The organism is Streptomyces sp. 2A115, assembly GCF_052245575.1.
Lineage (GTDB): Bacteria > Actinomycetota > Actinomycetes > Streptomycetales > Streptomycetaceae > Streptomyces.
Window position 1 is genome coordinate 59,463 of sequence record NZ_JBQQCG010000044.1, and the last position, 18,700, is coordinate 78,162.

Sequence of the window (18,700 nt, forward strand, 5' to 3'; positions counted from 1 at the left end):
TGTAACGCTCCGTCATCGCTGGGGGTGATCATGAGCGTCGCCGACAAGATCGCCACCGAGCTTGAAGATCTTCACGCGGACGAGACGTCGCCCGGCATGGCGGCCGTCGCCCGAGACCTCGCCAAAGCGATCGACGACTCGGACGCCCCGACCGCCAAGGCCGTCGTCGCCGACAAGCTCCGCACGATCATGGCCGACCTCCGCAAGCTCGCCCCCGTCGGGGAGAAGGGGGACACGGTCGATGACATCACTCGTAACCGAGAGGAGCGCCGGGAGAAGCTCCGGCTCCTCCGTACCTCCGGTGACTGACGGCCCCGCCTACGGCAACCAGCGCCCCAGGATCTTCACCGTGCCCGGCCTCGCGCTGTCGAGCGCCGGGCAGGAGGCCGTCGACCTGGCGGCCCGGGCCGGGCTGAAGCTGGACCCCTGGCAGCAGCACATCCTCGACCAGGGCATGGGCGAGCGCGCCGACGGCAACTGGGCGTCGGCCGAGGTGTGCGTCAACGTCCCTCGCCAGAATGGGAAAGGCGGGGTGATCGAGGCCCGCGAGCTGTGGGGTCTGTTCATCGGCGGCGAGCGGATGATCCTGCATAGCGCCCACGAGTTCAAGACGGCGAAGGCCGCTTACAAACGGATCGAGAACCTGATCCGTGGGTGCCCTGACCTGCACAAGCGCGTGAAGATCTACCGGAAGACGGTCGGCGACGAGTCGATCGAGCTGCACTCCGGGCAGGAGCTGCGGTTCATCGCCCGCTCCGGCGGCTCCGGGCGCGGCTTCACGGCGGACTGCATCATCCTCGACGAGGACATGATCCTCGGCGAGGACGCCATGGCGGCGCTGGCCCCGACTCTTGCAGCGGTCGCCAACCCGCAGACCTGGTACCTGGGGTCGGCGGGGATCGGCCACCAGTCCGTGCAACTGGGCAGACTCCGGCGCCGTGCGCTGGCCGCGCAGGAGACCGGCATCCCGGACCCTGCCCTCGCCTACTTCGAGTGGTCCATCAACGAGCACCGAGACGAGTGCACGACGGGCTGCACTGAGCACGACGACTTGGCGGCCGTTGGGTCGATCCTCCGGGCCAATCCGGCGGTCGGCTACCGGCTGACGCTGGAGAAGTGCGCGAACGAACGGCTGATGCTGGGGGACGCCTTGTACGCGCAGGAACGACTGGGTGTCGGCGAGTATCCGGCGGACGGCACGGACACCTGGCAGGTCATCGGCGAGGACGCATGGCGGGCGCTGGCGGCCGCGGAGTCGAAGCCGGACGGGCAGGTGGTCTTCGCCATCGACATGACGCCCGAACGGTCACACGCGGCCATCGCCGTGGCGGGGCGCTGGCGAGGCGGCACGCACGTCGAGGTGGTCGAGCACCGGCCGGGTACCGGCTGGATCCTCGACCGGGCCGAGGAGCTCCACAAGAAGTGGAAGCCGCGGTGCTGGGTCGTCGACGCGGGCGGCCCTGCTGGTTCGCTGATCGAGGATCTTGCCGACCGGCTCGGCGTGGAGATCGTCTCCCCGAAGGCTCGCGAAGTCGCGGCGGCGTGCGGCCAGTTCTACGACGCGGTCACCGAGCAGGCCCTCAGCCACCTCGACCAGGCTCCTATGGCGACGGCTCTGGCGGGCGCACAGAAGCGGCCGCTGGGTGACGCGTGGGCGTGGGCGCGGCGTGGCGTGAACGTCGACATCAGCCCGCTCGTCGCGTCGACCCTCGCCAAGTGGGGCCTCGGCGCGCAGGTGGAAAAGCCCGCAGACATTCTCGACAACGTGTGGTGAGAAGGGTGACGGCATGAGCTGGTGGTGGCCCTTCCGCCGCAGGGAGCAGAAGCGGGCGATCTCGTATCAGGACGTGTGGGGCTCGGGCGGCGACGTGTCCGTCCTGCGGGGCGGCAGTCAGGAGAGGGCGCTGCGTCTGGGGCCTGTGTACGCGGCGACGCGGTTGCTCGCGGACTCGGTGGCGTCGCTGCCCTTGAAGAGCTACCGGGCAGACGGTGAGGACCACCTGCGCGTCCCCGTGCCCCCGTTGTTCCGGCGGCCGGCTGCGGTCGGTACGCGCTACGACTGGCTGCACCGGTGCATGACCTCGTTGACGCTGCGCGGCAACGCGTATGGGCTGATCGTGGCGTGGGGGCCGGACGGCTGGCCGAGCCAGATCGAGTGGCTGCATCCGGACGATGTGAGTATCGAGGACAACCTCGCCGCCGTCCCGGTCTGGTACTACAAGGGCCGCCGCCTCGAGGACGGGCAGATGTTCCACATCCCCGCGTACACGGTGCCCGGCCAGATCCTGGGGCTGTCGCCGATCGCGTACTTCGCGACGACGACCGAGACCGGGCTGCTGGCCTACGAGTTCGGCCGGGACTGGTTCGCGAACGGGTCCACGCCCAGCGCCGTCCTGGAGACGGACCAGGAGGTTTCCCGGGAAGCTGCGCTGATCCTGAAGGCCCGGTTCAAAGAGGCCGCCGAGGGGCGCGACGTCGTGGCTCTCGGAGGCGGGACGAAGTACAAGCCGATCTCGGTGCCGGCCGAGGAGTCGCAGTTCCTGGAGACCATCAAGGCGACCGCGAACCAGATCGCCGCGATCTACGGTGTGCCGCCGGAGAAGGTGGGCGGCGAGACCGGCGGCAGCCTCACCTACGCGACGGTCGAGCAGAACAGCATCGACCTGCTGACCTGGACGCTGCGGCCGTGGCTGGCCCGGCTGGAGGATGCGTTCTCCTGGCTGCGGCCTCCCACCGAGGAGGCGCGGTTCAACGTGGACGCGATGCTGCGCACCGACACCCTGACCCGCTACCAGGCGCACCGGATCTCCCGCTCGATCGGCCTGCACAGCATCGACGAGCTGCGGCGCGTGGAAGACGAAGAGCCGCTGCCCAACGGTCTGGGGCAGGACTACACGCCACTGGTCAAGGTGGCACCGGACGAAAGCGAGAAGTGATGAACGGCGACAGTGAGCGTCGGTTCACGCGCGGCCTCGTGGAGGTTCGGGCGGCCGGCGACAGCAGGACGATCGGCGGGTACGCGGCGAAGTTCAACACGCTGTCCCGCAACCTCGGCGGCTTCGTCGAGCGCATCGACCCCGGGTTCTTCGCGAAGTCCGAGGGGGACGGCTGGCCGCGCGTGATGGCCCGCTACAACCACGACAACGCGTATCTGCTGGGCACGTCCCGGGCGGGCACGCTGCGGCTACAGACGGACGGCACCGGCCTGGACTACAGCGTCGACGTGCCGCAGGCCCGCGGCGACGTGTACGAGCTGGTGCAGCGCGGCGACATCAGCGAGTCGTCGTTCGCGTTCTACACGTTCGAGGACGACTGGGCGATGACCGACGACGGCTTCCCGGTGCGGACGCTGCTGTCCGGCCAGCTGGTCGACGTGGCCCCGGTGAACGACCCGGCGTACCTGGACACGTCGACGGGCCTGCGCTCGCTCGCCGAGAAGGCCGGCGCCGAGCTGGCCGAGGTTCGGGCTGCGGCGGAGGCCGGTGAGCTGAAGCGGTTCCTCGGGGTTCCGGCCCCCACGATCATCCCGCCGACTGGGCAGGGCGAACCCCACCCGGTCATGGCGGTACGGCAGCGGCGCGCCGAGCTCATGAGGCGCCGCACCTTCTGAGGCAGGGCGAACCCCACCTCGACACACCACCCACCCAGGCACCCCGGCCGATCCGCCGCGGGTGCCTTCGTCATGCCCAGGAGGGCGACGTGAGTTCGTACATCAAGGCGATTCAGGAGCGCCGCGCCAATGTGTGGGAGCAGGCCAAGGAGCTGCTCGACACCGCGGAGGGCGAGAAGCGGGAGCTGTCTGCGGAGGAGGAGGCCAAGTACCAGGCCTTCAACGCGGACCTCGACAAGATCGACGCCCGCGTGAAGGACCTCACCGAGGCCGAGCAGCGCGCCAAGGACGCCGAGGCCGCGTTCGCCGGGCTGCTCGCCAAGCCGCAGGAGCAGGCCCGCAAGGGGCACGAGGACACCGAGCTGCGCCGGTTCGCCCGCGGCGAGCTGCGCTCCATCGAGGTCTGCCCCGAGGGCCCGGTCAACTTCCGTGACCTGACCAAGGGCACGGCCACGGCCGGCGGCAACACGGTCCCGACCACGTTCTACAACCAGCTGATCGCCCACCTCATCGAGGTGTCTGGCGTGATGATGGCGGGCCCGACCGTGCTGAACACGGCGTCGGGCGAGAACATCGAGGTGCCGACCACGACGGCGCACTCCTCGGCGGCGATCGTCGCGGAGGGCGGCACCATCGGTGAGTCGGACCCTGCGTTCGCCAAGCGGACGTTGGGCGCGCACAAGTACGGCACGCTCATCCAGGTCAGCCGTGAGCTGACCACGGACACTGGCGTGGACCTGGAGGGCTACCTGGCCATGCAGGCCGGGCGGGCGCTGGGTAACGCGTTCGGCGCGCACGCCGTCACGGGCACCGGAACCGGCCAGCCCACAGGCATCGTCACCTCGGCGTCGACCGGCAAGACCGGCGGTGCGGGCGTGGCGGGCGCCTTCACCGCGGACGACCTGATCGACCTGTTCTTCTCGGTCATCGCCCCGTACCGCAACAGCACCTCGTGCGGCTGGATGATGCGCGACGCCACCATGGCGGCGGCCCGGAAGCTCAAGGACCTCAACGGCCAGTACCTGTGGCAGCCGTCTCTTCAGGTCGGCGTCCCGGACACCCTGCTGGCCAAGCCGGTCCACACGGACCCGACCGTGGCGGCTGTGGCCCTGGGTGCGAAGTCCGTGGTCTTCGGTGACTTCTCCGCGTACTTCGTCCGCATGGCGGGCGGGGTCCGGTTCGAGCGCAGCGACGAGTTCGCGTTCAACTCCGACCTGGTCACCTTCCGTGCGTTGCTGCGCGCGGACGGCCTGACCGTCGACCAGACCGGCGCGCTGAAGGTCTTCACCGGCAACGCGGCCTGACCCAACGTCCCGGCGGGCGGGGCCTCGTAGCGGCCGCCCGCCGGGCCAGGAAGGAGAACAGCATGCGCGTGCGCATGAAGGTCGCCCTGTCCGGCACCCGCGACGGCGCGCCCTGGCCCCCGGTCGGCGGCACGGCAGATGTGCCCCAGGGCGAGGCCGAGCACCTGCTGACCGCAGGCCTGGCCGAAGCGCTCGGTGCCGAGGCTCCGGCCGAGGAGAACACCGCCGCCAAGGGCGAGCCTGAGACGGCCGTCCCGCCGCGCCGACGGCGCAGCACCGGCAAGAGCTGAGGGGGGCCCGTGGCGCTCCTGACGCTGGCCGAGGCGAAGGCGCAGCTGGACATCGACACGGCCACGCACGACACCGAGCTGCAGGTCTATGTCGAAGCCCTGACCGCGGCGATCGAGCGGCACGTTGGGCCGGTCGAGAGCCGCGCGGTGACGGAGACGACCACCGCGGGCGGCGCCATGCTCTGCCTGTCCCACATCCCCGTGGTTACGCTGACGTCGCTGGTGCCGGTCCTCACGGACGGCACGGCGGTCACGGTGTCCGACGTCGCGGTCGACTCGGCGACGGGCATCCTGCGCCGCAAGGACGGCGCCTGTTTCAGCGGCGGCCCGTGGACGGCGACGTACACCGCTGGCCGGGGCACGGTGCCGGCCACCATCAAGCTCGCTGCGCTGATCCTGCTTCAGCATCTGTGGCGCACCCAGTACGGGGCGTCGCGCGGTCTGTCCGGGGTCGGAGGCGGCGACGACTTCAGCGTGAACGAGCCGGTGTCCGGCTGGGGCTACGCGATCCCGAACCGGGTCCTGCAGCTGCTGGAGCCGTACAAGGTTCCGCCGGGGGTGGCGTAGATGGCGACCTCCCGTGTGCCGGCCGCCGTCGCCGCGCTGCTCGCGATCCTGCGGGCCCGGCCCGCTCTGGCCGAGGTGCGCATCGTCGACGGCCCGGCCTCTACCAACCTCACCGACAGAGACAGGATCCACGTGGGGTGGCAGCCGGGCGCCGAGGCCGCGGTCGACCTGCAGCAGCGGTTCGCCTCCGCAGGTGCCCGCACCCGTGACGAGGACTTCGAGATCGCGGGTTACGCGGAGTCGCGTGCGGGCGACAAGGACATGTCCCTGCGCCGGGCCCGCGTCTTCGAACTGGTCGGTGAGATCGAGACGGCGCTGCGGGCAACCGACGCGGCGCCTACCGCGCCGACGTTGAACGGCACCGTGCTGTGGGCGCACCTGACCACCGGCAACCTGCTGCAGGCCCAGACCGAGGGCGCTGTCGCCGGTCTGGCTTTCACGGTCTCGTGCCGCGCCCGTATCTGATCCATCCCCATCCAAGGAGTACTGCCATGGCGCGTGTGCGCTTCATCGGCCCGGAAGAGGTGTCCGTGCCTGAGCTCGGACCCGAGCGCGTTGTCCAGCCGGACGAGGTGGTCGAGGTTCCGGACGAGAGGTTCGAGGCCTACGTCTGCCAGCCGCAGACGTGGGAGGCAGTCGAGGAGCCGGGCGCGAAGGCCGCGGCGAAGAAGATGACCGCGGCCAAGAGCGCGCCGCAGAAGGAGGGCTGATCCATGGTGAACATCGGATCAGGGCTCGGCGCCCAGCTCAGCATCGGTGCCGAGGTGACCTACGGAACCTACGTGGCACCCAGCAAGCACCTGGAGTTCACGAAGGAATCGCTGGTCCTGAAGAAGACGACGGCGCAGTCCGCGGGGATCGCGGCCGGTCGTCTGCTGCCGCTGTCGTCGCGGCGGGTGGTCACCCAGCGGGAGGCGTCCGGCTCGGTCGACATGGAGGTCACCAACAAGGGCATGGGCTTGCTGTTGCAGTCCCTGATGGGGACCTCGGTCACGCCGGTCCAGCAGGCTGCGACCACGGCGTACCTGCAGACGCACACGCTGGCGGACACTGCGGGCAAGTCCCTGGTGATCCAGACGGGAATCCCGCTCACCACCGGCGTGGTGACGGACAAGTCGTTCGTGGGCTGCAAGGTGACCAGCGCGGAGTTCTCGTGCGAGGTCGGCGGCATGCTCATGGCCACCTTCGAGTTCGACTGCAAGAACGTCGACGAGACACAGACCCTGGTCGTCGCGACGTACCCGACCATGTCGCCGTTCAATTTCTCGCAGATGGCGCTGAAGACCGGCACCTTCGCATCGGAGGTGGCCCGGGACGGTGTCCGCAAGGTATCCGTCAAGTTCGAGCGGCCGCAGGCCACGGACCGGTTCTATGCCGGGGCGAACGGCCTGAAGGCGGAGCCGATCACGAACGACCAGGTGAAGATCACAGGGTCGATCGAGCGGGACTACGTCGACACCATCCTCGACGACCTGCACACCAGCGATGCGGCGACGGCGCTGGTGTGGGAGTTCATCGGCCCGGTCATCGAGGCGTCGAACGCGGAGACGTTCCGCGTCAAGCTGCCCGCGATCAAGTTCGACGAGGCGCCGCCCGCAGTCGAAGGCTTCGACGTCATCAAGCAGACGTTGCAGTTCACGGGCCTGTTCGACGCCACCAACCAGCCCGTCATCGAGTACATGTCCACCGACGTGACGCTGTGAGGTGAGCTGTGACGCGTGATGTGCGGCTCCTCAACACCGGCAGCCTGCTCGAACTCCAGCGGAGACTGCGGGCTGCCGGCGGGGAGAACATCCGCCAGAGCATGCAGCGCCGGATCCGGCGGGCGGCCGAGCCGCTGAAGGCCGACCTGCAATCCACGATGCTCGCCCTGGACATCCGCAGTCAGGGCCGCAGCACGCGCGAGGGCGGATCATCTCCCAACGATCGCCCGCTGCGGGCGACGATCGCCGCGGCGATCCGGATCTCGGTGCGCACCGGCGGCAACCCCGGTGCCACGGTGTGGATCGACAAGGCCCGCATGCCGCCGGATTACAAGAACATCCCGGCCCTGCTGAACAGCGGCCGTCTGCGGCATCCGGTGTTCGGCAACCGGCGCCGCTGGGTCAACCAGTACGCCACGCCGCCCTGGTGGGACACCACGGTCCGCCGCCATCGTCCGCGCATGGACGCCGAGGTCAACCGGGTCCTCGACGACGTCCGGCGCCGTCTCGGATAGGAGCATCCTTTGATCATCGAGTACACGCCGGAGGGCGGCGAGCCGCAGCGGTTCGACGCGGGACGGCTGCGCGCCTCCGAGATCCAGGTCATCGAGCGGACCGCAGGCGCCCGCTGGGCCGACATTAAGGAAGCGATGGCCGAGGGCGAGATCAACGCGATGCGTACCGCTGCCTGGGCTATCAAGCAGCGCACGGAACCGGCCCTGCGCTACGCCGAGTTCGACCCGTTCGAGGACGAGCTGCGGGTCCGCCTGGACGCCCGGGAGACCCGCGCCTACGCCGAGCGGATCTTCGCGAAGTGGGGCAGTAACCCGGACGATCTGGCCGAAGCCTGGGACGAGCTGCGCGAGTCGACCGCCGACCGCGAGGCCTGCGAGGCGGCGATCGCCGATGTGACGGCCCCAAAAGAGCTGGCACCCGCCGAGCCCGAGCCGAGCCCAGCTTCACCGAGCGACGGCTGACCTACCTGCCGCTGTTCGGCCACTACCTCCACTACACCGCGCACGACGTCGACGACCTCACCGAGGTCGAGTTCGACCTGCTCACCGCGTGGATCGACGCCCACGAGTCCCGACTGCGCGGAGGTGAGTGATGGCCGAGCGGATGCGGTTCGTCCTCGACGGCGACGACCGGCTGACCCCGGTCTTCAACGGGGCCGGGGACTCCTCTGCCCGGCTGCACCGCCGCCTGAACGACGACATGAACGCCAACTCCCGCGCGGTGACCCAGTTCACCCGGGACGCCAACGGCCGCCTGCGCGATCTCAACGGCCGGTTCCTCTCCGTCGCCGACGCCAGCCGGACGATGGGCAGCGGGATGCCCGACCTGACCCGCCGTCTCGGCGACGTCAGCGCCGCGGGCAGCGACGCCGCGGCGTCCCTGGGGAAATCGGGCGGCGGCCTGGGCGGCGCGATGGGCGGCGTGGCGGCGGCCGCCGGCCTGTCGCTGCTGCCCGCGCTCGGCGCCCTGGTTCCGATGATGGCCGGAGCCGGGCTCGCCGCGGGCACGCTGAAGCTCGGGTTCGCCGGGGTCGGCGATGCCATGGCCGCGGCGGGCAAGGACAAGGAGGAGTACGAGAAAGCCCTCAAGAAGCTGTCCCCCGAGGCGCGTTCCTTCACCAAGGAACTCGTGGGCATGAAGAAGGAATTCGCCGGCGTCGGCAAGGACATCCAGAAGGCGATGCTGCCCGGCTTCACCAAGGCAGTGAAGGACGCGGCCCCGCTGGTGAAAATCCTCGGCAAGGGGATGACCGAGCTCGGCGGCGCCTTCGGGAAGGCAGCCGAGGGCGCGGGCCGGATGTTCAAGGACTCCGGGTTCCAGAAGGACCTGCAGACCAACCTTGATCTGGGGCGGCTGTTCGTCGGCGACATGATGTCCGGGCTCGGCGGCCTGGGCCGCAGCTTCCTGTCGTTCGGCGCGGAGTCGAAGCCGACCCTGACGGCGCTCTCCGGCGGCATCCGGGACGTGCTCGGCAAGGGCCTGCCCGGCATGTTCGAGGGGCTGAAGACCGGCATCGAGGGCAGCGGCAAGTTCCTCACCGGCTTCTTCAACATGATCAACAGTCTGCTTCCGGCGATCGGCCGGTTCTCCGGTGAGGTGGCCCGCGCGCTCGGCCCGGTGCTGGGGGAGCTGTTCACCTCCATGGGCGTGACCGGCGCGGGTGTCCTCGACACCTTGGGGCGGGCCGTCAAGGGCCTGAGTCCGATCTTCAAGGATCTGGGCTACGGCGTGAAGTCGGTCACCCAGCTCATGCAGATCATCGGGCCGACGGTGAAGGACACGGCGGGTGCGATCGTCGGCGCCCTGCTGCCGTCGTTCTCCGAGATCGACAAGGCCCGCGGCCCGCTGCAACGGCTGTCGGCGTCGATCCAGAACAACAAGGGCGCCATCCAGGAGTTCGCCCGCCAGGGCGCGGAAGGGTTCCTGACGCTGGTGCAGGCCGGAGTGACGCACCTGCCCACCCTGATCAAGGTGTTCCGGCTGGTGACCGGCAGCATGGTCACCGCGCTGGGCGGCGTACTGCACGCGGCGGCCGTCGCGTTCGGCTGGATTCCCGGCATCGGCGGCAAGCTGAAGTCGGCCGACAAGAAGTTCCAGTCGTTCAAGGACTCGTACATCTCCGGCCTCCAGGCGGCCGAGGAGAAGGCCAGCCAGTTCGCCGCGTCGACGGTGCCGAAGCTGGCGGCGGGCAAGCTGAAGCTGAACATCAACAACTGGGAATCCCAGATCACGACCGCCAAGGCGAAGCTGAAGACGGTGCCGCCGGAGAAGCGCGCGGCTCTGAAGGCGAAGATTGACGACCTGCGGGAGAAGGTACGTCAGGCGAAGGATGAGCTGGCGTCGCTCCGAAATAGGACCGTCACTATCACCACCGTCCGGCGGACGATCGCGCAGAACAACACGTCCGGCCGCCCCGGGCAGGGCGAGGGTGGTGTCTCGAAGTACGCGGCGGGCGGTACACCCAAGGCGGGCGAACTCGCCATGGTCGGCGAACAAGGCCCGGAGCTGGTGGTGTTCGGACAGGCCGCGCGGGTCTTCGACGCGGGGAAGACCAAGTCCATGCTGAGCGGGACCGTGGGCGCCGGGTGGGACACGGCCCGCGGCCTGGCCGGTGGCATGGGCGCGGGCATCAGCATGGTCGAAGCTGCGGCCCGTCGTATGGCGGCCGCGGTCCCGGCCGGCATCCGGGGCGAGCTGGAGATCGCGTCACCGTCGAAGAAGACGGCGGCCCTGGCGAAGGATGTCGGCGCCGGTCTGATCAAGGGGCTCACCGGGTCCCGCGAGAAGATCAAGGCGACGGCCAAGGATCTCGCCAAGGACATCCAGACAGCGTTCTCCGGCAAGAAGGAAGCTTCGCTGCTGAAGATGCTGAAGGAGGTCAGCTACAAGAACGACCGCCAGGCCGTGACGCGGGACTGGATCGCCGGGAAGATCAAGGCGGCGAAGGAGTTCGCCGAGACGACCCGCGTCGGCGCCAAGCAGTCAGCCTCGCTGGGCTCGATGTTCGGCGGCGAGGAGGAGGTGAGCGCGGCAGGGATCCAGGCCAAGCTCGCGCAGAAGCTGACCAAGATGCGCACCTTCACCAGCTACATCAAGACCCTCGCCAGCCGCGGCCTCAACAAGACCATGCTGCGCGAGATCCTGGAGATGGGCCCAGAGCAGGGATACGCCTACGCGTCCGCCCTGGCCGGCGCGAACAACGCCGTCTTCAAGTCGATCAACTCCACCCAGTACGCCATCAACGACTCGGCCGAATCGCTCGGCAGGATCGGCGCCGACCGGCTGTACGACGCGGGCAAGAACGCCGGGAAAGGCTTCCTCAAAGGGCTGGAGGGCCAGCAGAAGGCCGTCGAGGACCTGATGATGCGGATCGCCCAGGCGATGCAGAAGAGCATCAAGAAGTCCCTCGGCATCAAGTCGCCGTCCACGGTGATGGCCCAGCTCGGCAAGTACTCCACCCAGGGCCTGGCGCGCGGCCTGGTCGACGGCATGCCCGTGCTCGACTCGGCGCTCGCCGCCGTGTCCGGGCGGGTCGCCGCCACCAGCCCGGTGCTCGGCCGTCCCGCTGTCGCGGGCAGCGGCGGCACCACCGTCATCAACCTCAACCTCGAGGTGCGGCCGGGAGCAGACCCGCAGGCCGTATGGCGTGAAGTCCAGCGCGGCCTGCTGTCCCTGAAGCAGGCCAAGGGCGGCGCCGCCCTCGGACTGGCATGAGACGAGCGGAGGCAGGCAGATGACCCGGCCCATCGTCGAGATCGCGTTCGGCTCGACCATCACCACGGACAACCCCACGTGGACGGACCTCACCCGGCGCGTCGACCTCGTCTCGGGCATCAGCATCGACCGCGGCGCCTCCGACGAGTTGTCCGAGACGCAGGCCGGTACCGCCACGCTGACCCTGGACAACAGCGACGGCGCCCTCACCTCGGACCGGGCGGCGTCGCCGTTCCACCCGCACGTCAAGAAGAACGTGCCGATCCGCATCAGCATCGCCACCCTCGACTCGCCGGTCGGGGGAGCGCCCTGGGCGTTGGAGCAGCTGGCCGACGACTTCGAGGACAACCGCATCAACGAGGCCGTGTGGAGCCAGAACTTCGGGGGCGTCACCGAGGGGAACGGGCGGGCCCGGGTGCCGTGCACCGACGGCGTGTTCGCCGGGTTCCAGTCCGCCCGGTCCTGGCGGCTGTGGGGCACCCACGTGGCGGTGAAGATCGCGACGCTGCCCGTTGCCGGGGCAGCGTCCGAATGCACCGCCGGTGTGTTCGTCAACAGCGCCACCGCCGGTACCCGCGCGGGGATCGAGTACAACGCGGTCGCCGGCCAGCTGCGGCTTGTCTCCGACGTCGGATACTTCGACGGCGGCGCGACGGTGCTCACCTACGACCCGGCGCTGCACGGCTGGTGGCGTATCCGTGAGGGGTCAGGGTCGCTGGCCTGGGAGACCTCCTCCGACGGCTACAACTGGACGGTGCGCCGGACGGCGGCCGCCCCGGCCTGGGTGGGCGCGGACGCTGTGACCTACTCGATGGAGGCCCACCGCGCGGGCGGCGTCAACGACTTCGCCGAGTACGAGATCGTCGGCGCCACCGTCCACCCGCGCTACTTCGGCATGGTCAACAACTGGCCGTTGGAATGGACAGGCCTGCAGGCCAAGACCGTCATCAACTGCACGGACCTGTTCAAGTGGGCGGCCCTCGACGAAGCGCTGGAACCGATGCTCGTCCAGGAGGTCCTCCTCGACCGGCCCACCGTCTACTACCCGCTGGCCGAACCCGCCGAGTCGACCAGCGCGGGCGACCTGTCGGGCACCGCCAACGTCGGCACGCTGTCCATCGTCCAGGCCGGCACCGGCGGGACCCTCGCGTTCGGCGAGGGCACCGGCCCCAACACCGGCCAGGGCGCCCCCGTGTTCACCCCCGCCTCGGCGACGCAGGGCAAGTACCTGTCGGCCGATCTGGGCCAGACGTTCCAGGACGCGAACCTGTTCTTCCGGGCGCGGATGGAGTGCTGGTTCTCGACCAGCACCTCCGGCCGGGTCTTGATGTCGCTGGCCTCAACCGACCTGGGCACGCGGGTGGTCGTCCTGCTGGAGTCGGGCACCGGGCGACTGACCCTGGAGAAAGACCAGTACGGCGCAGGGACGCAGACCTACGTGTGGCCCACCATCAACCTCGCCGACGGCGCTCTGCACCACATGGTCTACAGCGAGTTCGCCAACGAGCTGGTCGTCGACGGCGCGGCCTACAGCTTGAGCTCGTTCAACGGCACGGACTTGAGGACGCTCACGGTGGGCGGCTACCAGAACAACCGGCTGTGGCAGGGGACCATCGCCCACGTCGCCGTGTACTGCCGGTCCATCACCGTCGGGGAGATCAGCCCGCACTACACGACCGGCACGACCGGGCACGTCGGCGAGTCGGCGGCCGCGCGGGTGGCCCGCCTCGCCTCCTACCTGGGGCTGGACATCACCACCGCCGGCGGAACCTTCGACCCGGTGGCCAGCCAGGCGACGCTCGGCAGCTCGGCGCTGACGCACATGCGGCAGGTGGAGTCCACCGAGGCGGGAAAGCTGCTGGCCTCCCGCGGCAACGCGTCGCTGCACTTCCAGAGCCGGGACGTGCGTTACAACCCGGTCCCTTCGCTGAGCCTGGCGTATGGGGATCTGGAGACCAACGGTGTGAAGTACGCCAACGACGACCAGAAGATGATCAATACGGTGACGGCATCCCGCCCGGGCGGCGCCACCCAGCGCATCGTCAGTCAGTCGGCCCGCGACACCTACGGCCCCAAGCCCCGCGATCTTGACCTGCTCAAGGACTCCGACCTGAAGGTCACCGATGCTGCGAACTGGCTGATCTCCCGTTACGCGGATCCGCCACCGGAAATCCGGCAGGTGCCACTGGAGGCGTTCACTCTGCCCGTGGCGACCTACCGGACGCTGATCGCCATAGACGTGTCCGCTGTGCTGGAGCTGACCGCCCTGCCGCCCGAGGCGCCCGCGTCCACCGCGACCGTGTGCATCGAGGGCTACTCCGAGCGCATCGGCCTGAACCAGCACCACATCGATTTCCACACCAGCCGCGCACAGACCGACACGGTGTGGGTGCTCGACGATGCGACGTACTCCGTGCTCGGCTCCACCACCCGACTCGCCTACTAGGAGGTGCGCATGCGGTTTCCAGTCGAGCGGGCCGAGACCTTCTACCTGCCGCCACCGGATCAGCCGCCCGACGCGTGGGCGCTGGTGCCGCCGGCCGAACGCGTCTTCCGCTGGGTGGAGTTGCGCCAGCAGCGCCGCATCACCCCACCGGACGGGTTCGTCATCGGGCACCAGGCCTACGCCCGGATCAATCACAACCGGTGGGTGAGCGACTGCCCGTGCGGGTCCGCGCAGGTCGTCACCCCCGCCGATACCCGGCTCGCGTGTACGGAGTGCGGGTTCGGCTGGATGCTGCTGGTCTTCCCCGAGGACGTCGCCGCGGTTGAGGCCGGCCTCGCGGAGCTGCTGCCGCACCTGCGGAACTGGGTGCACCCTGACGACCCGAGCCCGTGGGGCGTGCCGCCCCCGGAGGCACCCGCTGACCCGGCCGAACCGCCGGTGACCGAGCCCGTGAGGGAGGCGACCACGTGACAACGACGCCGCGCACCTGGGTCGTCGGCGAGGTCGTAAGCGCCGCCCTCCTCAACGCGGAGATCCGCGACCAGTTCAACAGCTTCTTCGGAGCATGGACGTCGTACACCCCGACCTGGCAGGCCGAGGGCGGCGCCGCCCCGACGCTCGGCAACGGCACCATCGTGGGCAAGTACCTCAAGATCGGCCGCACCGTCGACTGGGTCATCCAGTTGAACTGGGGCTCGACGACTGTGGCCGGTGGCGGGGGCGGATCCGAGAACTGGATGTTCGGCCTGCCCGCCGTGCCCGCCACCGGGTTCACTTACCGCATCGTCAAGGCCGACGCCTTCGACGTCAGTGCGGGCATGCACTACAGCGGCGGCGCGATCTACAACAACGGCAGCGGTGGCGTCGTCAAGACTTTCGTGTCCGACCGGGCCGACAACGCCGGTATCTGGGACAGCACGTTGCCGTTCACGTTCGCGGCCGGCGACATCCTGTACGCGTCCGGCCGCTACGAAGCCGCCAGCTGACCCGGCCGCACCACTCTGGAGATCCGATGGACTATCCCCACATCGCCATCCTCGCCCGCGACGCGGGCGAGAACCCGATCGACATCAAACTTCAGATCAACTCCAGCTCGGGAACCATCTCCGACACGGACATCCTCAACGCCCTCAAGGACTTCCTCACCGACGCGCCCGGCGTCAACATCGTCGCCGCCAACCTGTTCTCGGTCCGCGAGACGCCTGTCTAACCGTTGCCCGCCCGCAGCCCCGCGCCGATGGCCGGGGCCTTTCTCATGTCTGGAGGCTTCGTGAAGCTCGTCTCGCGCGCCCAGTGGGGAGCGCGCGCCTACCGCACCCCGAACGGCGCCACCCCGTACAGCCGCGCCCGGCGCGGCGTGAAGCTGCACTACCTCGGCACGGCCTACTCGAACCGCGACCATGGCCAGTGCGACGACTACGTGCGGCAGATCCAAAGCCAGCACATGGACGGCAACGGTTGGTCGGACATCGGCTATTCGTTCGTCGTCTGCACGCACGGCTACGTGTACGAGGGCCGCGGCCTGCGCCGCCGCAACTCAGCTAACGGCAACACCACGCTGAACGACCAGGACTACGCCGTCCTCTTGATGGTCGGCTCGTCCGGGCTGACGAAGCCCACCGACGCGCAGCTGCACGGAGCACGCGACGCCATCGACCACTGCCGCACCCAAGGCCCTGCCGGGACGTGGCTCGGCGGCCACCGCGACGGCCACGCCACCGCATGCCCCGGCGAGTACGTCTACGTCTGGGCCAAGGCGGGAGCACCCCGCCCAGCGGGCGCCGAGCCGACCAAGCCGGTGACCGCGTACAAGCCGCCCGCGTTCCCGACGGGTCTGCGCCCGAACTCGGCGAAGCCGTCGGCCCGCGGCCTACAGAAGGTCATGAAGGCGCTGGGGTTCCTCGCCGCGTCGGTGCCCTACGCCGACAACTACGGGCCCCAAACCCAGGAAGCCGTGGCCCGCTTCCACAACAAGCACACGGCGTACCGGGCGCCGGGCCTCAAGCACGACACAGCGATCGGCCCGAAGGGCTGGGCGTTCGCCCACACCAAGGCATACGGAGGCAAGTGACCATGAGGATCTCGTCGTACTGGAAGGCCGTCGTCGCCGCGGTCGTGGCCGGGTCCGGCGCCCTGTCCACAGCACTGGCCGATGACACCGTGACCGCCGCCGAGGGATGGGCGGCAGGCATCGCTGTCCTGGCCGCGCTCGGCTTCACCTGGGCTGTCCCTAACCGGCAGGCGGACAGCACCCCCCGCCCTCAGTAGGGAGCCACCACCTTGGACCTCGCCACCATCGGCAGCCTGCTCGTGGGCGTGGGCGCGGTCGTCGGCGGACTGGTGGCGTACCTCGGCAAGCGCGGCGAGAACGCGACCGCCCGCTTCAACTCGGTGACAGACCAGGTCCAAGAGGAACTCGACCGGGCCAAGGCCGAACGGGCGGCGGCATACGTCGAGCTCGCAGCCCTGCAGCAGCAGCGCAAGGAAGACCTGATCGAGATCACCCGCCTGGAGATCAAGGTCATCCAACTCGGAGGAGAGCCGTGACCCGTACAGAGCGCGCGCTCGCCCGGCACTGGCGGTCGATGGCCGTCGTGTGCTGGCTGATGGCGCTCTCGGGTGCGGCCGTCATCGGCTGGTCCTGGTACAGCGACCTCGCCGACGAGGCGGACAAGCGGGGCAGCGCCGTCTCCACCCTCGCAGGCGACGTGCGGGTACTACGGGCGCAGGTCCTCGCCGAGGGCGAGATACCGAAAGCACCCGACCCGTCGAAGGCAGTCGAAGACCTCCCGGCCCGCGAGCAGGTACCCGTGCCGATCCCCGGCCCCCGCGGTGAACCCGGCGACCCCGGCGACCCAGGGCCGTCCGGATCTCCGGGCAGTGACGGCGAGGACGGAACCGACGGCGAGGGCCAGGCCGGCGAACCCGGGGCCGACGGCGAACCCGGGCCCGCAGGCCCACAAGGCGAACCCGGCCCCGCCGGACCCGCAGGCGAGCAGGGGCCCGCGGGCGAGAACGGCACGGACGGCCGCGACGGACCGACCTGCCCGGCGGGCTACAGCCTCCAAGCCCCCAGCTACGACCCCGACGCACTCGTCTGCCGCGAGGACGGCGCACCCCAGCCGGACGAGCCCGGCAACGGCAACGGCCCGCTCGCCGCAGGCCTCGACCCCACTCGCCGCGAGTACCCGTAGCCCCAACAACGCGCCCCCTGCACGGTCATGACGGCCGTGCAGGGGGCGCTTTGTCATGCCCGGGTTATTCCGGGATCCCGGAAAAACGCAGGCCGGCGAGGTTACCCGATCGGGTAACCAGGGGTGGGCACCAGTGCCCACCCCTCAGCCGAGGTACGGCGTGGATCGCTTCTCCAGAAAATGCTGTAGCCGTAGACGCTGCGTGTGGTGCATGGACAGTGCGGCCAGCTCGTCGGGGTCCACGAACCGCAGCTCGGTCGATTCATCGGAGATGGCCAGCTCGCCGCCGATCGTGCGCGCGGTGAAGCAGACGTTGAACTGCCGGCGCACCTCGCCGTCCGAGTAGGCGATCACATGCCGTGGGTCCGTGTACGTGCCGACGAGACCCGTGACCTCCACGTCCAGGCCGGTCTCTTCCTTCACCTCGCGCACGGCCGTACCAGGCAGCGAGTCGCTCATGTCCATGCCGCCGCCCGGCAGGGCCCACAGGTCGTTGTCGCGCCGGCGCTGCAGCAGGATGCGGCCGTGCTCGTCGGTCACCACAGCGGAGGCCGCCACGACCAGGCTGTTGGGCTTGGGAGCCTCGGGGTCGTCGAAGTATTCGGTGCGTGCCATCGGCTACTCCTTCACCTGCTGGCCGGTGTTCCATACGGCGTCGAAGCTGGTCGCGTAGGTGTCGAACATGCCGCCGTCCTCGCTGCGCCGGAGCTGCCACACCGGAGCGCCGTAGGCGTTGACGCCCCACACGTGCCCGTTGACGAGCATCTGGTCGTCTGCCCGGTACAGCGAGTTGTACAGGGTCGTGCTGTGGGTGCGCAGTTCGATGCCCGGCATGCCGACCAACGGCCGGTAGTGCATGAGGGCGAGGCGGCAGCGGGACTCGATGCCGTGGCCGAAGCGCTCCTCTCGGCCGCGCTGCTGCACGTTGGTGCTGTCGGCGTCGCCGAGCGCGATCCGGATCGTGCAGCCGTCCGCCGCCCGTTCGGCCAGCAGCTCGTTCATCCGCGGGTACGCCTCGTGGAGGAACACCGCGGCGTAGACGAGGACGTCGATGCGCTGGCGGGCCTGCCTGAAGAGGTCGGCATACGCGGCCACCGGCAGATCGGCCCGCTGCGTGTAGAGGGCGACGAGTTCAGGGCTGACACCGCGGGCGTTGCGCGGCTGACGCAGTGCGGGCCAGAGCGCGTGGACATCCTCGCCCAAAGTCTCCGCAGTGCGTAGAGCTGTCCGTCGTCGCGGCACGCGGTCCAAGTTGACCCACCGCTCTACGGACTTGGGGTCGACCTGCACCTTCGCGGCGAGGGACTCGTGTGTCCAGCCTCCGGCCGCCATGACCGCTCTCAGCCGCTCGTTCGG

23 protein-coding genes are annotated in these 18,700 nt (G+C 69.6%); 21 read left to right on the forward strand and 2 right to left on the reverse strand.

Annotated elements, in window-relative coordinates; genetic code table 11:
* Positions 1-30 precede the first annotated feature (30 nt).
* The 21 genes from ACTWQR_RS32045 to ACTWQR_RS32145 all read left to right on the forward strand — a co-directional run bounded on the left by ACTWQR_RS32045 (position 31) and on the right by ACTWQR_RS32145 (position 17,344).
* A complete protein-coding gene (locus ACTWQR_RS32045) occupies positions 31-309 on the forward strand; it encodes a hypothetical protein (RefSeq protein WP_443230702.1) in 279 nt (92 codons plus the stop codon).
* Complete coding sequence (locus tag ACTWQR_RS32050) at positions 302-1,774, forward strand: terminase (protein ID WP_443230703.1); 1,473 nt, start codon at positions 302-304, stop codon at positions 1,772-1,774. Before ACTWQR_RS32045 ends, ACTWQR_RS32050 begins: the two co-directional genes overlap by 8 nt.
* A 13-nt stretch (positions 1,775-1,787) precedes the next feature.
* Positions 1,788-2,936 carry a phage portal protein gene (locus tag ACTWQR_RS32055; RefSeq protein WP_443230704.1) on the forward strand — a complete coding sequence of 383 codons (1,149 nt, stop codon included), beginning with the start codon at positions 1,788-1,790 and terminating at the stop codon, positions 2,934-2,936.
* Positions 2,936-3,610 (forward strand): HK97 family phage prohead protease, encoded by a 675-nt coding sequence (locus tag ACTWQR_RS32060; protein ID WP_443230705.1) that lies wholly within the window; start codon positions 2,936-2,938, stop codon positions 3,608-3,610. Before ACTWQR_RS32055 ends, ACTWQR_RS32060 begins: the two co-directional genes overlap by 1 nt.
* Before the next feature lie 89 nt (positions 3,611-3,699).
* Positions 3,700-4,914, forward strand: coding sequence for a phage major capsid protein (locus ACTWQR_RS32065; RefSeq protein ID WP_443230706.1), 1,215 nt, complete (start codon positions 3,700-3,702; stop codon positions 4,912-4,914).
* A gap of 62 nt (positions 4,915-4,976) precedes the next feature.
* On the forward strand, positions 4,977-5,204 hold the full coding sequence (locus ACTWQR_RS32070; protein ID WP_443230707.1) for a hypothetical protein: 228 nt from the start codon (positions 4,977-4,979) through the stop codon (positions 5,202-5,204).
* 9 nt (positions 5,205-5,213) lie between these two features.
* Positions 5,214-5,771, forward strand: a complete 558-nt coding sequence (locus ACTWQR_RS32075) for a head-tail connector protein (RefSeq protein WP_443230708.1) — start codon at positions 5,214-5,216, stop codon at positions 5,769-5,771.
* Positions 5,772-6,236, forward strand: coding sequence for a hypothetical protein (locus ACTWQR_RS32080; RefSeq protein WP_443230709.1), 465 nt, complete (start codon positions 5,772-5,774; stop codon positions 6,234-6,236).
* A gap of 26 nt (positions 6,237-6,262) precedes the next feature.
* A complete protein-coding gene (locus ACTWQR_RS32085) occupies positions 6,263-6,481 on the forward strand; it encodes a hypothetical protein (protein WP_443230710.1) in 219 nt (72 codons plus the stop codon).
* Between the two features lie 3 nt (positions 6,482-6,484).
* Complete coding sequence (locus tag ACTWQR_RS32090; protein ID WP_443230711.1) at positions 6,485-7,474, forward strand: phage tail tube protein; 990 nt, start codon at positions 6,485-6,487, stop codon at positions 7,472-7,474.
* 8 nt (positions 7,475-7,482) lie between these two features.
* On the forward strand, positions 7,483-7,989 hold the full coding sequence (locus ACTWQR_RS32095; RefSeq protein WP_443230712.1) for a hypothetical protein: 507 nt from the start codon (positions 7,483-7,485) through the stop codon (positions 7,987-7,989).
* A gap of 9 nt (positions 7,990-7,998) precedes the next feature.
* The gene (locus ACTWQR_RS32100) at positions 7,999-8,451 is read left to right on the forward strand and encodes a hypothetical protein (protein ID WP_443230713.1); all 453 of its coding nucleotides are present in this window, start codon (positions 7,999-8,001) and stop codon (positions 8,449-8,451) included.
* A 130-nt stretch (positions 8,452-8,581) separates the two neighbouring features.
* On the forward strand, positions 8,582-11,704 hold the full coding sequence (locus ACTWQR_RS32105; RefSeq protein ID WP_443230714.1) for a hypothetical protein: 3,123 nt from the start codon (positions 8,582-8,584) through the stop codon (positions 11,702-11,704).
* A 19-nt stretch (positions 11,705-11,723) separates the two neighbouring features.
* On the forward strand, positions 11,724-14,150 hold the full coding sequence (locus ACTWQR_RS32110; RefSeq protein ID WP_443230715.1) for a hypothetical protein: 2,427 nt from the start codon (positions 11,724-11,726) through the stop codon (positions 14,148-14,150).
* A gap of 9 nt (positions 14,151-14,159) precedes the next feature.
* Entirely contained in the window at positions 14,160-14,621 is a 462-nt protein-coding gene (locus ACTWQR_RS32115) for a hypothetical protein (protein WP_443230716.1), read from the forward strand.
* Positions 14,618-15,136, forward strand: a complete 519-nt coding sequence (locus ACTWQR_RS32120) for a hypothetical protein (RefSeq protein ID WP_443230717.1) — start codon at positions 14,618-14,620, stop codon at positions 15,134-15,136. Before ACTWQR_RS32115 ends, ACTWQR_RS32120 begins: the two co-directional genes overlap by 4 nt.
* Before the next feature lie 26 nt (positions 15,137-15,162).
* Positions 15,163-15,360: a hypothetical protein gene (locus ACTWQR_RS32125; RefSeq protein WP_443230718.1), complete on the forward strand. Its 198-nt coding sequence runs from the start codon at positions 15,163-15,165 to the stop codon at positions 15,358-15,360.
* A 60-nt stretch (positions 15,361-15,420) separates the two neighbouring features.
* Positions 15,421-16,221, forward strand: a complete 801-nt coding sequence (locus ACTWQR_RS32130) for a peptidoglycan recognition protein family protein (RefSeq protein WP_443230719.1) — start codon at positions 15,421-15,423, stop codon at positions 16,219-16,221.
* A 2-nt stretch (positions 16,222-16,223) separates the two neighbouring features.
* The gene (locus tag ACTWQR_RS32135) at positions 16,224-16,418 is read left to right on the forward strand and encodes a hypothetical protein (RefSeq protein WP_443230720.1); all 195 of its coding nucleotides are present in this window, start codon (positions 16,224-16,226) and stop codon (positions 16,416-16,418) included.
* Between the two features lie 12 nt (positions 16,419-16,430).
* Positions 16,431-16,697 (forward strand): hypothetical protein, encoded by a 267-nt coding sequence (locus ACTWQR_RS32140; protein WP_443230721.1) that lies wholly within the window; start codon positions 16,431-16,433, stop codon positions 16,695-16,697.
* On the forward strand, positions 16,694-17,344 hold the full coding sequence (locus ACTWQR_RS32145; protein WP_443230722.1) for a collagen-like protein: 651 nt from the start codon (positions 16,694-16,696) through the stop codon (positions 17,342-17,344). The genes ACTWQR_RS32140 and ACTWQR_RS32145 overlap by 4 nt, the downstream gene beginning before the upstream one ends.
* 144 nt (positions 17,345-17,488) lie before the next feature.
* Here the strand turns inward: ACTWQR_RS32145 and ACTWQR_RS32150 are convergent, their stop codons facing one another.
* A complete protein-coding gene (locus ACTWQR_RS32150) occupies positions 17,489-17,959 on the reverse strand; it encodes an NUDIX domain-containing protein (protein ID WP_443230723.1) in 471 nt (156 codons plus the stop codon).
* Between the two features lie 3 nt (positions 17,960-17,962).
* Positions 17,963-18,676 (reverse strand): XRE family transcriptional regulator, encoded by a 714-nt coding sequence (locus ACTWQR_RS32155; RefSeq protein ID WP_443230741.1) that lies wholly within the window; start codon positions 18,674-18,676, stop codon positions 17,963-17,965.
* Positions 18,677-18,700: the final 24 nt, after the last annotated feature.

Excerpts from the sequence above, each read along its gene's own strand:
- ACTWQR_RS32045 (WP_443230702.1), top strand. The coding sequence starts at position 31 with ATGAGCGTCGCCGACAAGATCGCCACCGAGCTTGAAGATCTTCACGCG.
- ACTWQR_RS32055 (WP_443230704.1), top strand. The coding sequence starts at position 1,788 with ATGAGCTGGTGGTGGCCCTTCCGCCGCAGGGAGCAGAAGCGGGCGATC.
- ACTWQR_RS32060 (WP_443230705.1), top strand. The coding sequence starts at position 2,936 with ATGAACGGCGACAGTGAGCGTCGGTTCACGCGCGGCCTCGTGGAGGTT.
- ACTWQR_RS32070 (WP_443230707.1), top strand. The coding sequence starts at position 4,977 with ATGCGCGTGCGCATGAAGGTCGCCCTGTCCGGCACCCGCGACGGCGCG.
- ACTWQR_RS32080 (WP_443230709.1), top strand. The coding sequence starts at position 5,772 with ATGGCGACCTCCCGTGTGCCGGCCGCCGTCGCCGCGCTGCTCGCGATC.
- ACTWQR_RS32085 (WP_443230710.1), top strand. The coding sequence starts at position 6,263 with ATGGCGCGTGTGCGCTTCATCGGCCCGGAAGAGGTGTCCGTGCCTGAG.
- ACTWQR_RS32090 (WP_443230711.1), top strand. The coding sequence starts at position 6,485 with ATGGTGAACATCGGATCAGGGCTCGGCGCCCAGCTCAGCATCGGTGCC.
- ACTWQR_RS32105 (WP_443230714.1), top strand. The coding sequence starts at position 8,582 with ATGGCCGAGCGGATGCGGTTCGTCCTCGACGGCGACGACCGGCTGACC.
- ACTWQR_RS32110 (WP_443230715.1), top strand. The coding sequence starts at position 11,724 with ATGACCCGGCCCATCGTCGAGATCGCGTTCGGCTCGACCATCACCACG.
- ACTWQR_RS32115 (WP_443230716.1), top strand. The coding sequence starts at position 14,160 with ATGCGGTTTCCAGTCGAGCGGGCCGAGACCTTCTACCTGCCGCCACCG.
- ACTWQR_RS32125 (WP_443230718.1), top strand. The coding sequence starts at position 15,163 with ATGGACTATCCCCACATCGCCATCCTCGCCCGCGACGCGGGCGAGAAC.
- ACTWQR_RS32135 (WP_443230720.1), top strand. The coding sequence starts at position 16,224 with ATGAGGATCTCGTCGTACTGGAAGGCCGTCGTCGCCGCGGTCGTGGCC.
- ACTWQR_RS32150 (WP_443230723.1), bottom strand. The coding sequence starts at position 17,959 with ATGGCACGCACCGAATACTTCGACGACCCCGAGGCTCCCAAGCCCAAC.
- ACTWQR_RS32155 (WP_443230741.1), bottom strand. The coding sequence starts at position 18,676 with ATGGCGGCCGGAGGCTGGACACACGAGTCCCTCGCCGCGAAGGTGCAG.